At 70.8% G+C, this 13,741-nt stretch carries 12 protein-coding genes; 10 read left to right on the plus strand and 2 right to left on the minus strand.

The annotated features are described in order from the left end of the window. The first annotated feature begins 48 nt into the window (after positions 1 to 48). From OG841_RS15950 to OG841_RS15960, 3 genes are all read left to right on the plus strand, one after another. Positions 49 to 705 carry a GNAT family N-acetyltransferase gene (locus tag OG841_RS15950; protein ID WP_328640872.1) on the plus strand — a complete coding sequence of 219 codons (657 nt, stop codon included), beginning with the start codon at positions 49 to 51 and terminating at the stop codon, positions 703 to 705. 64 nt (positions 706 to 769) lie between these two features. Next, a complete protein-coding gene (locus OG841_RS15955) occupies positions 770 to 1,501 on the plus strand; it encodes a GNAT family N-acetyltransferase (protein ID WP_365119404.1) in 732 nt (243 codons plus the stop codon). Next, positions 1,498 to 2,298: a GNAT family N-acetyltransferase gene (locus OG841_RS15960; protein WP_328640870.1), complete on the plus strand. Its 801-nt coding sequence runs from the start codon at positions 1,498 to 1,500 to the stop codon at positions 2,296 to 2,298. The genes OG841_RS15955 and OG841_RS15960 overlap by 4 nt, the downstream gene beginning before the upstream one ends. Before the next feature lie 240 nt (positions 2,299 to 2,538). Here the strand turns inward: OG841_RS15960 and OG841_RS15965 are convergent, their stop codons facing one another. Continuing rightward, complete coding sequence (locus tag OG841_RS15965) at positions 2,539 to 3,390, minus strand: rhomboid-like protein (protein ID WP_371565816.1); 852 nt, start codon at positions 3,388 to 3,390, stop codon at positions 2,539 to 2,541. Positions 3,391 to 3,528: 138 nt separating this feature from the next. Between OG841_RS15965 and OG841_RS15970 the strand changes: the two genes are divergently transcribed. The 5 genes from OG841_RS15970 (at position 3,529) to OG841_RS15990 (ending at position 10,552) form a co-directional block, all read left to right on the plus strand. Beyond that, positions 3,529 to 4,206, plus strand: coding sequence for a spermidine synthase (locus OG841_RS15970; protein WP_328640868.1), 678 nt, complete (start codon positions 3,529 to 3,531; stop codon positions 4,204 to 4,206). A 123-nt stretch (positions 4,207 to 4,329) separates the two neighbouring features. Then, positions 4,330 to 5,067 (plus strand): response regulator transcription factor, encoded by a 738-nt coding sequence (locus tag OG841_RS15975; protein WP_057612257.1) that lies wholly within the window; start codon positions 4,330 to 4,332, stop codon positions 5,065 to 5,067. After that, complete coding sequence (locus OG841_RS15980; RefSeq protein ID WP_328640867.1) at positions 5,064 to 6,170, plus strand: HAMP domain-containing sensor histidine kinase; 1,107 nt, start codon at positions 5,064 to 5,066, stop codon at positions 6,168 to 6,170. The genes OG841_RS15975 and OG841_RS15980 overlap by 4 nt, the downstream gene beginning before the upstream one ends. Before the next feature lie 294 nt (positions 6,171 to 6,464). Then, positions 6,465 to 10,286, plus strand: coding sequence for a multifunctional oxoglutarate decarboxylase/oxoglutarate dehydrogenase thiamine pyrophosphate-binding subunit/dihydrolipoyllysine-residue succinyltransferase subunit (locus OG841_RS15985; RefSeq protein ID WP_371565819.1), 3,822 nt, complete (start codon positions 6,465 to 6,467; stop codon positions 10,284 to 10,286). Positions 10,287 to 10,372: 86 nt separating this feature from the next. Continuing rightward, complete coding sequence (locus OG841_RS15990; RefSeq protein ID WP_003992906.1) at positions 10,373 to 10,552, plus strand: DUF6104 family protein; 180 nt, start codon at positions 10,373 to 10,375, stop codon at positions 10,550 to 10,552. 73 nt (positions 10,553 to 10,625) lie between these two features. Here OG841_RS15990 and OG841_RS15995 read toward each other — a convergent pair whose 3' ends face one another. Further along, positions 10,626 to 11,468 (minus strand): hypothetical protein, encoded by an 843-nt coding sequence (locus OG841_RS15995; RefSeq protein ID WP_371565824.1) that lies wholly within the window; start codon positions 11,466 to 11,468, stop codon positions 10,626 to 10,628. A 147-nt stretch (positions 11,469 to 11,615) separates the two neighbouring features. On the opposite strand from OG841_RS15995, the gene OG841_RS16000 reads away from it, so the two are divergent. Together OG841_RS16000 and OG841_RS16005 are read left to right on the plus strand one after the other, a co-directional pair. Beyond that, positions 11,616 to 12,656 (plus strand): DUF4097 family beta strand repeat-containing protein, encoded by a 1,041-nt coding sequence (locus OG841_RS16000; protein WP_371565826.1) that lies wholly within the window; start codon positions 11,616 to 11,618, stop codon positions 12,654 to 12,656. 1 nt (position 12,657) lies between these two features. Then, a complete protein-coding gene (locus tag OG841_RS16005) occupies positions 12,658 to 13,731 on the plus strand; it encodes a PadR family transcriptional regulator (RefSeq protein ID WP_371565827.1) in 1,074 nt (357 codons plus the stop codon). The last annotated feature ends 10 nt before the right edge of the window (positions 13,732 to 13,741 follow it).

Here is a 13,741-nt window from a genome sequence, read left to right on the forward strand (position 1 = left end):
CATCCAGTAATAGACACATGACGCTAGAGACCATTACAGGGGGATGTCATGGACGGAGTCGTACAGGCGTGGGTGACCGGCTGGGTCGTGTCCCGCGGGGCGGCGACGCCGGAGCGTGAGCCGTGGGGGTTCACCGTCGACGTGGGGCAGGTCGCGCAAGTGTCGCGACACGTGTTCGACGCGCTCGGCGACGGCGTGGACGAGGGGGTCGTGCGCAAGGTGGCGGGCGGGGTGACCGGGGCCGGGGTGTGGCTCAAGGTGTTCCATGATCCGGAGATGGTCGGGCCCTGGCTGGACGAGGGCTGGTGGGTGGATCCCGAGCCGGGTTACCTGATGACGGTCCCGCTGACCGCGCCGGCGCAACGGACCACCGTCCCCGACGGATACCGACTGCGCACCTGGTCCGTGGGCGGCGTCACCCGCGTACTCGTCGCCGCACCCGACGGTTCCCTCGCGGCGCGCGGTCAGGTCGCTCCGACCGGCGCGACCGCCGTCTTCGACCAGATCGAGACCGTGGCCGCCCATCGGCGCCGGGGGCTGGGCAGCGTCGTCATGCGCACGCTCCAGGCCGTCGCGGCCGACACGGGTGCCGAGACGGGCGTCCTCGCGGGAACGCCGGCGGGGCGGGGGCTGTACGAGTCTCTGGGCTGGCATGTGGAAGCTCCGCTCACCAGTGCGAAGTTCGTGGGATCGAACGCCGGGTGACCGTCCGTCGCCGCCCGCGGAAAACCCGGAGGCGACCGGGGACGGCCTCTGTCATGCTGCGCCGGTGATCGCCCCGATACCTCCGGTGGTTCCCGCCGGCCGCATGGCGGACAACACCCAGCCGGTCCTCGCTCTTCCCGGCGGCCTGAAACTCCGCCCCTGGCGCACGACGGACGCCGGTGCCCTGGTGGCCGCGGGCCACGATCCGGCCATCAGCCGGTGGAACCTGCTGCCGACCATGACCGAGGACGAGGCACGCGCGCGTATCGGGCGGATGCGGGAGAGGTGGGAGAGGGAGACGGCGGCGGTGTGGGCGGTTGCGCGGGAGGACGAAGGCGAAGGGGCGGGCGTCCTGACGAGCACCGGCATCGGCCCCGCCGCCGGTCCGCGGGACGAGCACGCCAAAAACCCCGGCCCCGGCGACATCCTCGGCCTCGCCGCCTGGATCAACGTCGACCTCGACCGGGGCCACGCCGAGATCGCCTACTGGGTGCTGCCCGCCGGCCGCGGCACCGGCATCGCGGTCGAGGCCGCCCGTCGGCTGACCGACTGGGCGCTGCACGATCTCGGCCTGCACCGCCTCACCCTCTGCCACGCCGTCGCCAACGAGGCCTCCTGCCGGGTGGCGGAGAAGGCCGGCTTCCGACTGGAGGGCACCATGCGCCACGCCCTGCTCCACGCGGACGGCTGGCACGACCAGCACCTCCACGCGCGCGTGCGGGGAGACGACCAGAACGACCGATACGACCGAGACGACCGAGACGACCGAGACGACCGGGGGAACGAACGACCATGACCACCGCAGACATACAGCCCCTCCTCTCCGCCTACGACGACCAGATGCGCGGCGCTCCCCCAACCCCGCCCGCGGGGGTGACGTACGAGCAGGACGGACCGCTGCTCAGGATCGTCGGCCAGTTCCGCGGGTTCGTGAGCGGGCCGCGCGACCTCGGTGTCGAGGGCGGCGCGCTCGACGAACTCGTCGCGCGGCAACGTGACTTCTTCGCGGCTCGCGGCGAGGCCGTCGAATGGAAGACCCGCTCCCACGACACCCCGGACGACCTCACCGAACGACTCCGCGCGGCCGGTTTCGTGCCCGAGGAGCGGGAGACGGTACTGGTCGGCCGGGCCGCCGAGATGGCCGTACGACAGCCCGCGCCGCCGGAAGGCGTCACCGTGCGCCGCGTCACGGCGGACGCGGACATGCGCCGGATCGCCGCGATGCAGTCGGCGGTGTGGGGGCAGGACTGGAGCTGGCTCGCCGACGACCTGATCGGCAGGGTGGCCACCGCGCCGGACGACATCGCGGTGTACGTCGCCGAGGTGGACGGCGAAGTGGTGTGCGCCGCCTGGCTGGTGTTCCGCACGGGCACGGGATTCGCGAGTCTGTGGGGCGGATCCACGCTCGCCGAGTGGCGGGGCAGGGGCATCTACCGCGCCCTGGTCGCCGTACGCGCCGCTCTCGCCGTCTCCCGCGGAGTCACCTATCTGCACGTGGACGCGTCCGACGACAGCGCGCCCATCCTGCGCAGGCTCGGCATGCACGCGGTGACCACGACGACGCCGTACGTCTGGACTCCCCCGGGTCGCTGACACCGCGTGTGCCGGGACGTGCGGGAGCCGATGAGCGGGGGACCCGTCGACGACGCGATGCGCGACCTGCACGAGCCGGCCGCGCAGGTCGGTGCCCCACCCGCCCGGGCAGCGAGGTCCCGTTCCGACCCTCCTGGCTGCTCGACATCGCCCCCCACCTTCCTCGACGCGGCCGGCATCGCCCCGGACACCGAACTCGACCGGCCGGCCGCCCATCAGCCGTGTCAACAACCCCGCGGGTCAGGACACCCGGCGACCGGCGAGGGGCTGACGTGCGCGGTGCCAGCGCCGTACCGCCGGCCAGGTCGCGACGCCGATCGCCAGGGCGATCAGATGACCCCAGTCCGTCATCGGGTCGGTGAACGCGATCAGGTCCGTCACCAGCATCCAGCCGAACAGGGCGAGCAACGGCCGGCGCAGCCACGGCCGGAGAAGCCCCGCCAGCGCGCCGAGGCTCGCGGCGACACCGAAGCTGACTCCGTAGTCGAGACGGTGCAGTGAGCTGGCGGGCAGATGCCCGACCAGGACCGCGAGTCCTATGGGGACCTCCGTGGCAAGGGTCGCCCCGGCATGCCCGAGCAGAAAGACACCGGCCGTGCGCACGCCACCGATCCGCCGCTCCAGCGCCGTGAGGACGAACAGCAGGGCGACGGCGTACGGCGAGAGGATCCCGCCCGCGATCCACAACGCGCTGGCGACCAGCACCAGTACGGGCGTCCGCACGAGGTGGGCGACATCGGTGCTGGAGCCCTGGTGCAGGGTCTGCACCAGGGCGGGGTCAAGATGCGCGGCGACGAGCGAGACGACGGCCAGGACGGCGCCGTAGACGAAGGTGAACGGGGTCCCGGCGGGAGTGGGGAACAGCCGCCGGAGGCGGGGGACACGGAGCCGGGTGTCCGGGGCGGCCGTCGCCAGGGGTGTCACCGGTGTCTCGCCGGCTCCCGTCCCGCCGCGTTCCCGCTGCCGTGGCATCCCGTCGAGCAGTCCCGCCACATCCGGAAAGCACGCGTCCGACGCAGGGGCGTCCGACGCGGGGTCGGGCGCAGCCGGTGCGGGCGCGTCGGAAGGCGCTGCGGGCACGGTCCGTTCCAAGGTGAGCTGCTCCCTCCGTTTCACCCCAGCCTTCGCGCCCGACCCACCCGCTGTCTGTGACCTGCGCCACCTCGCCCCCCATTCACAGGGACTTCTCAAGAAGTCCCGCTCGGACGCCGTACCTGCCAGGATGGGCCGATGCCCACCTCGTACGACATTCCCGACGTCCTGGACCGTCGCGAGGGCCCCTACGGGGAGGTGGTCCTGCGGCGCCACGGCGAGTTGCTCCAGATCATCGCCAACGGCTGCTTCCTGATGGACACCTCCGACGGACGCTCGGAGCGGATGCTCGTCGACGCGGCGCTCGACGCCCTCGACGACCGCCCCGCCCCGCACGTCCTCATCGGCGGCCTCGGTGTCGGCTTCTCGCTCGCACACGCGGCCGCGAATCCGCGCTGGGGGCGGATCACGGTCGTCGAGCGGGAACCGGCGATCGTCGACTGGCACCGCGCGGGCCCGCTCTCGGCCCTCTCGGCCGAGGCGCTCGCCGATCCCCGGACGAACATTCTGGAAACGGATCTAGTCGGATTCGTCAATGAGACATGCGCCACTTTTGACGCGCTGTGCCTCGACATCGACAACGGACCCGACTGGACGGTCACGGAGGGCAACGGCGGACTCTACGCGCGTGCCGGACTCACAAGCTGCGCAAGGGTGTTGAAGCCGGGCGGGGTTCTGGCCGTGTGGTCCGCGCAGCCCTCTGCGGAATTTGAGGGATCCCTATCAAATGCCGGGTTCCAGCAGGTACGTACCGAGGAGATCCCCGTTGCCCGGGGCGTACCCGACGTCGTGCATCTCGCCGTCCGACCTGGATAGCAAAGGGGTGATGACTCCCCGTACTCTGCTTCCCTACGCCGATCATTCAAGCGTCAATCGCAGTCATGCGCAGACAAGGAATCACCCCACATGGTTCCGGAAAGCACTCCCCAGGGGCGGGCGATGGAGCAGACACACACCTCCCACAACGGCACGACGGCCACGCCGGGCGCACAGCGCCGGGTTCTGGTCGTCGAGGACGATCCGACGATCGTCGACGCCATCGCGACCCGCCTGCGCGCCGAGGGATTCCTCGTGCAAACGGCGGTCGACGGTCCGTCGGCGGTGGACACGGCAGAGGCCTGGCAGCCGGACCTGCTGATCCTCGACATCATGCTGCCCGGCTTCGACGGTCTCGAGGTCTGCCGCCGTGTGCAGGCCGCCCGTCCGGTGCCGGTGATGATGCTCACCGCGCGGGACGACGAGACCGACATGCTGGTCGGGCTCGGCGTCGGCGCCGACGACTACATGACCAAGCCGTTCTCGATGCGCGAGCTGGCCGCGCGCGTGCACGTCCTGCTGCGGCGGGTCGAGCGGGCCGCGCTGGCCGCCGCGACGCCCCGGTCCGGCATTCTCCGGCTCGGCGAGCTGGAGATCGACCACGCGCAGCGCCGGGTGCGGGTGCGCTCGGAGGACGTGCACCTGACGCCCACCGAGTTCGACCTCCTGGTGTGCCTGGCGAACACCCCGCGCGCGGTGCTCTCCCGTGAGCAGCTGCTGGCCGAGGTGTGGGACTGGGCGGACGCCTCCGGCACCCGCACGGTCGACAGCCACATCAAGGCGCTGCGCCGGAAGATCGGCGCCGAGCGGATCCGTACGGTGCACGGCGTGGGCTACGCCCTGGAGACGCCGACGCCATGAGCGAGGGTCCGGCCGGCCGGAGCAGCCCCAGGGAGCCCTGGGGCGGCGTAAGCCCGTTCTCGATCAAGACCAAGCTGGGCGTCCTGGTCGTCATCGCGGTCCTCATCACCACCGGGCTGATGATGATCGCGATGCGCACGGCCACGGAGCTGCGCTTCATCACGGTCTTCTCGATGATCGCCACACTGCTCATTACGCAGTTCGTGGCGCATTCGCTCACCGCGCCGCTGGACGACATGAACGCGGTCGCCCGGTCCATCTCGCACGGCGACTACACCCGCCGGGTGCGCGAGAACCGGCGGGACGAGCTGGGCGACCTGGCCCAGACGATCAACCGCATGGCGGACGACCTGGAGGCCCAGGAACGCCAGCGCAAGGAACTTGTGGCAAATGTCTCCCATGAGCTGCGCACGCCCATCGCGGGCCTGCGCGCGGTGCTGGAGAACATCGTCGACGGGGTCACCCAGGCCGACCCCGAGACCATGCGCACGGCCCTGAAGCAGACCGAGCGGCTCGGCCGGCTGGTGGAGACGCTGCTGGACCTGTCCCGGCTCGACAACGGCGTCGTACCGCTGAAGAAGCGCCGTTTCGAGGTGTGGCCGTATCTGTCGGGCGTGCTGAAGGAGGCCAACATGGTCGCCACGGCGCGCGCGGGCATCGCGTCCGGGTCAGGCAGTCACACCCGCAACGACGTCCATCTGCACCTCGACGTGTCCCCGCCGGAGCTCACCGCGCACGCCGACCCGGAGCGCATCCACCAGGTCGTCGCCAACCTCATCGACAACGCGGTCAAGCACAGCCCGGCGCACGGCCGGGTGACGGTCAAGGCGCGGCGCGGGTCCCTGCCGGAGTCGCTCGAGCTGGAGGTGCTCGACGAGGGCCCCGGCATTCCGCGCTCGGAGTGGCACCGCGTCTTCGAGCGGTTCAACCGCGGCCAGGTCCGGCGGCCGCACGGGCCGGGCAGCGACGGCGGCACCGGACTCGGGCTCGCGATCGCCCGCTGGGCGGTGGATCTGCACGGCGGCCGGATCGGAGTGGCCGAATCCGATCGGGGTTGCAGGATCCTTGTCACCCTTCCAGGCCTTCCATCTCTGCCAAGTTGACGTAAAGTTCAAAGCGGAGCCACAAGATCCATCTCTGTTCCGCGCCGACGGACACGTGTGATCAGGCAGAGGGCCGCGCCACCGTCGCGCAGGGCCCCGCTCGGCGCTTCCCTCCCGTGGATTCACGCAGCGGAACCACGCTTGTTTCCCGCCATTTCCACCCCCGAAACCCGCTCTTTGATGTGACTTACACGACGATGGACGGGCCCGGCCTGACCTTCACCGTCTTGGGGGCGTAGCCTTTATTCCCGCTGTCCATCACCTTGTGAGAAGCGGAAGAGGGCGGTTGCCGCCGTGTCGCCACAGTCCCCCAGTAACTCGAGCATCTCGACCGACGCAGACCAAGCGGGCAAGAACCCCGCTGCCGCGTTCGGCCCGAACGAGTGGCTCGTCGACGAGATCTATCAGCAGTACCTCCAGGACCCGAATTCGGTAGACCGTGCCTGGTGGGACTTCTTCGCCGACTACAAGTCGGGGGCCGCCGCTCCGGCTGCGGCGGGTACCGCGGCCGCGGGGGCCGCGGAGACCACCACTGCGGCCGCGGCCGCACCGGCCCCCACCGCTCCGGCTCAGGCCGCCGCGCCGGCCCCGGCCGCTGCTCCGGCCGCCAAGCCGGCCGCCGCGGCTCCGGCCCCCGCCAAGGCCGCTCCCGCCGCCGCTCCGGCTCAGGCCGCTCCGGCTGCCAAGCCGGCCGCCGCGAAGCCGGCTGCCGCCGCGAAGCCCGCCACCGCGGGTTCTTCCGCGGAGGGCCCGGAGATGGTGACCCTGCGCGGTCCCGCCGCCGCGGTCGCGAAGAACATGAACGCCTCCCTGGAGCTGCCCACGGCCACGTCCGTGCGCGCGGTCCCGGTGAAGCTGCTGTTCGACAACCGCATCGTCATCAACAACCATCTGAAGCGGGCCCGGGGCGGGAAGATCTCCTTCACGCACCTGATCGGCTACGCGATGGTGCAGGCCATCAAGGCCATGCCGTCGATGAACTGGCACTACGCGGAGAAGGACGGGAAGCCCACCCTCGTCAAGCCGCCGCACGTCAACTTCGGCCTCGCCATCGACCTGGTGAAGTCCAACGGCGACCGCCAGCTGGTCGTCGCGGGCATCAAGAAGGCCGAGACGCTGAACTTCTTCGAGTTCTGGCAGGCCTACGAGGACATCGTCCGCCGCGCCCGTGACGGCAAGCTGACGATGGACGACTTCTCGGGTGTGACGGTCTCCCTGACGAACCCGGGCGGCCTCGGTACGGTCCACTCCGTGCCGCGTCTGATGCCCGGCCAGTCGGTCATCATGGGCGTCGGCTCCATGGACTACCCGGCGGAGTTCCAGGGCACCTCCCAGGACACCCTGAACAAGCTCGGCATCGCCAAGGTCATGACGCTCACGTCGACCTACGACCACCGGGTCATCCAGGGTGCCGCCTCCGGCGAGTTCCTGCGGATCGTCGCGAACCTCCTCCTCGGTGAGGGCGGCTTCTACGACGAGATCTTCGAGGCGCTGCGCATCCCCTACGAGCCGGTCCGCTGGCTCAAGGACATCGACGCCTCGCACGACGACGACGTCACGAAGGCCGCCCGCGTCTTCGAGCTGATCCACTCCTACCGGGTCCGCGGCCACGTCATGGCCGACACCGACCCGCTGGAGTACCGCCAGCGCAAGCACCCCGACCTGGACATCACCGAGCACGGCCTCACCCTGTGGGACCTGGAGCGGGAGTTCGCGGTCGGCGGCTTCGCCGGCAAGTCCCTGATGAAGCTGCGCGACATCCTCGGTGTGCTGCGCGACTCGTACTGCCGCACCACCGGCGTCGAGTTCATGCACATCCAGGACCCGAAGCAGCGCAGGTGGATCCAGGACCGCATCGAGCGCTCGCACACCAAGCCGGAGCGCGAGGAGCAGCTGCGCATCCTGCGCCGGCTGAACGCCGCGGAGGCCTTCGAGACCTTCCTGCAGACGAAGTACGTCGGCCAGAAGCGCTTCTCCCTGGAGGGCGGCGAGTCCGTCATCCCGCTGCTCGACGCGGTGCTGGACTCGGCCGCCGAGTCCCGCCTGGACGAGGTCGTCATCGGCATGGCCCACCGCGGCCGGCTGAACGTCCTGGCGAACATCGTCGGCAAGTCGTACGCGCAGATCTTCCGCGAGTTCGAGGGCAACCTCGACCCGAAGTCGATGCACGGCTCCGGCGACGTGAAGTACCACCTGGGCGCCGAGGGCACCTTCACGGGCCTGGACGGCGAGCAGATCAAGGTCTCGCTGGCCGCGAACCCCTCCCACCTGGAGACGGTCGACCCGGTCATCGAGGGCATCACCCGTGCCAAGCAGGACATCATCAACAAGGGCGGCACGGACTTCACGGTCCTGCCGGTCGCCCTGCACGGCGACGCGGCCTTCGCGGGCCAGGGCGTGGTGGCCGAGACCCTGAACATGTCGCAGCTGCGGGGTTACCGCACCGGCGGCACGGTCCACATCGTCATCAACAACCAGGTCGGCTTCACGGCCGCCCCGGAGTCCTCCCGCTCGTCGATGTACGCGACGGACGTGGCGAGGATGATCGAGGCCCCGATCTTCCACGTGAACGGCGACGACCCGGAGGCCGTGGTCCGGGTGGCCCGTCTGGCCTTCGAGTTCCGCCAGGCGTTCAACAAGGACGTGGTGATCGACCTCATCTGCTACCGCCGCCGCGGTCACAACGAGTCGGACAACCCGGCCTTCACCCAGCCGCTGATGTACGACCTGATCGACAAGAAGCGCTCGGTGCGCAAGCTGTACACCGAGTCCCTGATCGGTCGCGGCGACATCACCCTGGAAGAGGCCGAGCAGGCCCTGCAGGACTACCAGGGCCAGCTGGAGAAGGTCTTCACGGAGGTCCGCGAGGCCGTCACGGCCCAGCCGGCCGCCGGACCCGTCTCCGACCCGCAGGCCGAGTTCCCGGTCGCGGTGAACACCGCGATCTCCTCGGAGACCGTGAAGCGGATCGCCGAGTCCCAGGTCAACATCCCCGACACCTTCCACGTCCACCCGCGTCTGCTGCCGCAGCTGCAGCGCCGGGCGTCGATGGTCGAGGACGGCACGATCGACTGGGGCATGGGCGAGACGCTGGCCGTCGGCTCCCTGCTCCTGGAGGGCACCCCGGTCCGTCTGTCCGGCCAGGACTCCCAGCGCGGCACCTTCGGCCAGCGCCACGCGGTCCTGATCGACCGGGAGACGGGCGAGGAGCACACCCCGCTCCAGTACCTCAACGAGGACCAGGCCCGCTACAACGTCTACAACTCCCTCCTGTCCGAGTACGCGGTCATGGGCTTCGAGTACGGCTACTCGCTGGCCCGCCCCGACGCGCTCGTGCTGTGGGAGGCGCAGTTCGGTGACTTCGTCAACGGCGCGCAGACGATCGTCGACGAGTACATCTCGGCGGCGGAGCAGAAGTGGGGCCAGACGAGCGGTGTGACGCTGCTCCTCCCCCACGGCTACGAGGGCCAGGGCCCGGACCACTCGTCCGCGCGCGTGGAGCGCTTCCTCCAGCTCTGCGCCCAGAACAACATGACGGTCGCGATGCCGACCCTCCCGTCGAACTACTTCCACCTCCTGCGGTGGCAGGTGCACAACCCGCACCACAAGCCGCTGGTGGTCTTCACCCCGAAGTCGATGCTGCGCCTCAAGGCCGCCGCGTCGAAGACGGAGGAGTTCACGTCGGGTCAATTCCGCCCGGTCATCGGCGACACGTCCGTGGACGCGGCCGCGGTCAAGAAGGTCGTCTTCTGCGCCGGCAAGGTCTACTACGACCTCGACGCCGAGCGTCAGAAGCGCGGTGTCACGGACACGGCGATCATCCGCGTCGAGCGCCTGTACCCCCTTCCGGGTGCCGAGCTCCAGGCCGAGATCGCCAAGTACCCGAACGCCGAGAAGTACCTCTGGGCCCAGGAGGAGCCGGCGAACCAGGGCGCGTGGCCGTTCATCGCCCTCAACCTGATCGACCACCTGGACCTGGCGGTCGGCGCGGACATCCCGCACGGCGAGCGCCTGCGCCGGATCTCCCGCCCGCACGGCTCGTCCCCGGCGGTGGGCTCGGCGAAGCGCCACCAGGCCGAGCAGGAGCAGTTGGTGCGTGAGGTGTTCGAGGCGTAACCGCTCTCGAAGGCTGTACGTGACCGGGCCGCACCCCTCTTCGGAGGGGTGCGGCCCGGCCGTTTCGGCGCACTTATCCTTGAGCCATGTACTTCACGGACCGTGGCATCGAGGAACTGGAGAAGCGGCGCGGCGAGGAGGAAGTCACCTTCGAGTGGCTCGCCGAGCAGCTGAGGACGTTCGTCGACCTCAATCCCGACTTCGAGGTGCCGGTGGAGCGACTGGCCACGTGGCTGGCCCGGTTGGACGACGAGGACGACGAGTAGGCCGTACGGCTTCTCGGCCGCGGGGCACCCCTTGAGGTGCCCCGCTTTGCGTGGCGGCGATCGGACGTAGGGGTCAGTCGCGGGGGTGCGTCAGGTCGTACGACAGCCCGAGCGCCCCGTGCGCCAGCAGCAGCGCTCCCGCCGTGAGCCAGCCGCCGCTGCGGTGTCGCAGGCCCCAGGCGGCCAGCGGGAGGCCTGCCGCCATCTGGGCCAGGGCGAGGGTGCGGGCCTTCGGGTCCCCTGACCAGGGGAGCCAGGGGGTGAGGCGGCGGCCCGCGACCACCTCGAGTTCGCCGCGGACCGTCTGCCATCCCTCCCACTCGATCGGGCGGGCGTCCGGCCGGTCCCGGGCCACCTCGCGGAGGCGGTCGGTCGGTTCCCCGGGAGCGAGGCCCGCGGGGAGGTCGAGGCCCACGCGTGTGAGGACCGCCAGCAGGCCGCGCAGGCGGGCGCGGGCGTCGGAGGCGGGGTCCGGTTTCGTGAGGTGGTCGAGGGACTGGACGTCCAGGACCGGGTCGAGGTCCAGGCGGGCCGCGAAGGTGCGCATGGCCTCGTCCTCGCCCGCCGGGGTGCCGTTGGCGAGCCAGACGTAGCCCACAGGGCGGCGGAAGCCCGACGCGAGGGTGTAGCCGCCGCGGTCGGCGTCCCACCACAGGGCGAGAACGGGCCAGGGAGCGCCGACGGCCAGGGCGGTGGCCCAACCCGTCATGACGCGGTCGACCGGCTCCCCACCGTGCAGCCACGGCCCGCCTCCCGGCACGAGGACGCTCCAGCCCTGCCCCGCGTGCATCAGCAGCATGCGGTCGCGCAGCAGCCGGGCGGCGGGGGCGACGGAATCCGGCTCGGCCCGGCAGAGCAGCAGGGCGCCGGGGGCGGGACCGGTGCGGCCGGTTCGGGAGGTGGCTTCCGTCGACATGGTCACACGCTAGGGCGATTTGCGGCGATTGGTCATATTTGAAGCCCTGAACGTCCCCGGAAAGAGCGCCTTGACTTTCGACGTCCACGATATATCGTGAATTACAGGAGACGCGATATGGCGCGTTGATACGGGGAGGTTCGCACCATGCCCGAGTGGTCCGTCACGGAGCCCAGGAAGCTCACCTTCGACGAGCCCGTACGCGAACTCCACGTGCGCATCGTCAACGGAACGGTGAACGTGGTGGGCACGGACGAAGGTTCCGCACGCCTGGAGGTGTCCCAGATCGAGGGACCGCCTCTGGTCGTCACCCAGGAGGCCGGCACCCTCACGGTGGCCTACGAGGACCTGCCCTGGAAGGGCTTCCTCAAGTGGCTCGACCGCAAGGGCTGGCGGCGCAGCGCGGTCGTCTCGCTGGCCGTGCCGGCCGACACCCGCGTCGAGGTGGGTGTGGTCAGCGCCGCGGCCGTCGTGTCGGGGATGCGCGGCCCGTCGGTGGTGAAGGGGGTCAACGGCGACACGACCCTCGTCGGCCTCTCCGGCCCCGTCCGCGCCGACACCGTCTCCGGAAACCTGGAGGCCCAGGCTGTCACCGGTGACCTGCGTTTCAACTCGGTCTCCGGGGATCTCACCGTCGTGGAGGGCTCCGGCCCGTCCGTGCGGGCCGACTCGGTCAGCGGCTCGATGATCGTGGACCTCGATCCGGAGGGCCCCACCGACGTCCGGCTGACCAGCGTCTCGGGCGAGATCGCCATCCGGCTCCCCCAGCCCGCGGACGCGGAGGTGGAGGCCAACACCGCGAGCGGGACGATCTCCAACGCCTTCGACGGCCTGCGCGTGCACGGCCAATGGGGCGCCCACAAGGTCACGGGCCGCCTCGGCGCCGGAACCGGCAAGCTCCGCGCGACCACCGTCTCCGGCTCCATCGCCCTCCTGCGCCGCCCACCCCGGGAGGACGAGGAGGAGCGGTGGGAGACGGATCCTTTCGTGAAGGACAGGGGCACGGGGGCCGGACCGGCCGACGCCGCCGACCCGGTGGCCGGCGAGGCCGGCGCCTCGGGGGACAATTCCCTTTCCGGCCCGGCCGACGACCGTGACCTCACGGACGACCACGACCCCACGGACGACCCGACGGACGAGCCCACCCGCGCCCCGGCCGACGGCACGACCGACAAGAAGGTGCTCTGACATGCCTCCCGTCTTCGCCCACGGCCGCCTCCGTCTCTATCTGTTGAAGCTGCTGGACGAGGCCCCACGCCACGGTTACGAGGTGATCCGGCTCCTGGAGGAGCGTTTCCAGGGCCTGTACGCCCCCTCGGCGGGCACCGTCTACCCCCGGCTGGCCAAGCTGGAGGCGGAGGGCCTGGTCACCCACACCACGGAGGGCGGCCGCAAGGTCTACGCCATCACGGACGCGGGCCGCGCCGAGCTGGCCGACCGCAGCGGCGAACTGGCCGACCTGGAGCTGGAGATCCGCGACTCGGTCGCCGAGCTCGCCGCCGAGATCCGGGCCGATGTGCGTGGCGCGGCGGGTGATCTGCGGCGCGAGATGCGGGCTGCCGCGACGCAGGCGCGCCGTGGCGGTGGCGCCAAGGAAACCGGCGAACACGAGGGCCCCTTCGGGGACTTCACGGAATACGCCGACAAGGAGGCGTGGCGCACCGCCAAGGAGGAGATGCGCCGCGTCAAGCAGGAGTGGAAGGAGCAGGCCCGGCGCGCCAAGGACGAGAGCCGCCGCGCCCGCGAGGAGGCCCAGCGGGCCCGCCGTCAGGCCAAGGAGGCCCAGGACCGGGCCCGGGAGCAGGCGCAGGAGGAGGTGCAGCGCATCGCCAAGCGCGTACAGGAGCAGGTGCAGGACCACTTCGCGCGCGGCGACTGGCCGACGGGGGTGCGCGAGGGGCTGACCGAACTGGCCAAGGAGTTCGGCGAGTTCGGGAAGGACTACGGCAAGGAGTTCGGGAAGGACTTCGGCTTCGGCCGGGGCGGCGCGAAGTCCGAGAAGGCCGAGGGGACGCCAACCGGGCCCCAGTACTCGCACACCCCGGAGGACTTCCCCGCCGAGTACGAACCCTCCTGGGCCCACGAGGACTCCACCGGCGACCCGGCCCGCGACCTGGACCGTCTGCTGGACCGCTTCCGCGACGACATCCGCGACGCGGCCCGCGACCACGGCATCACGCCCGACCAGCTGCGCGACGCTCGTCGGCACCTGTCGACGGCGGCGGCCCGCATAGGAGCACTGCTGCGGGCGCCGAAGGCATGAGCCGGACGGG

This window comes from Streptomyces canus, assembly GCF_041435015.1.
In the GTDB taxonomy this organism is placed as follows: domain Bacteria; phylum Actinomycetota; class Actinomycetes; order Streptomycetales; family Streptomycetaceae; genus Streptomyces; species Streptomyces canus_G.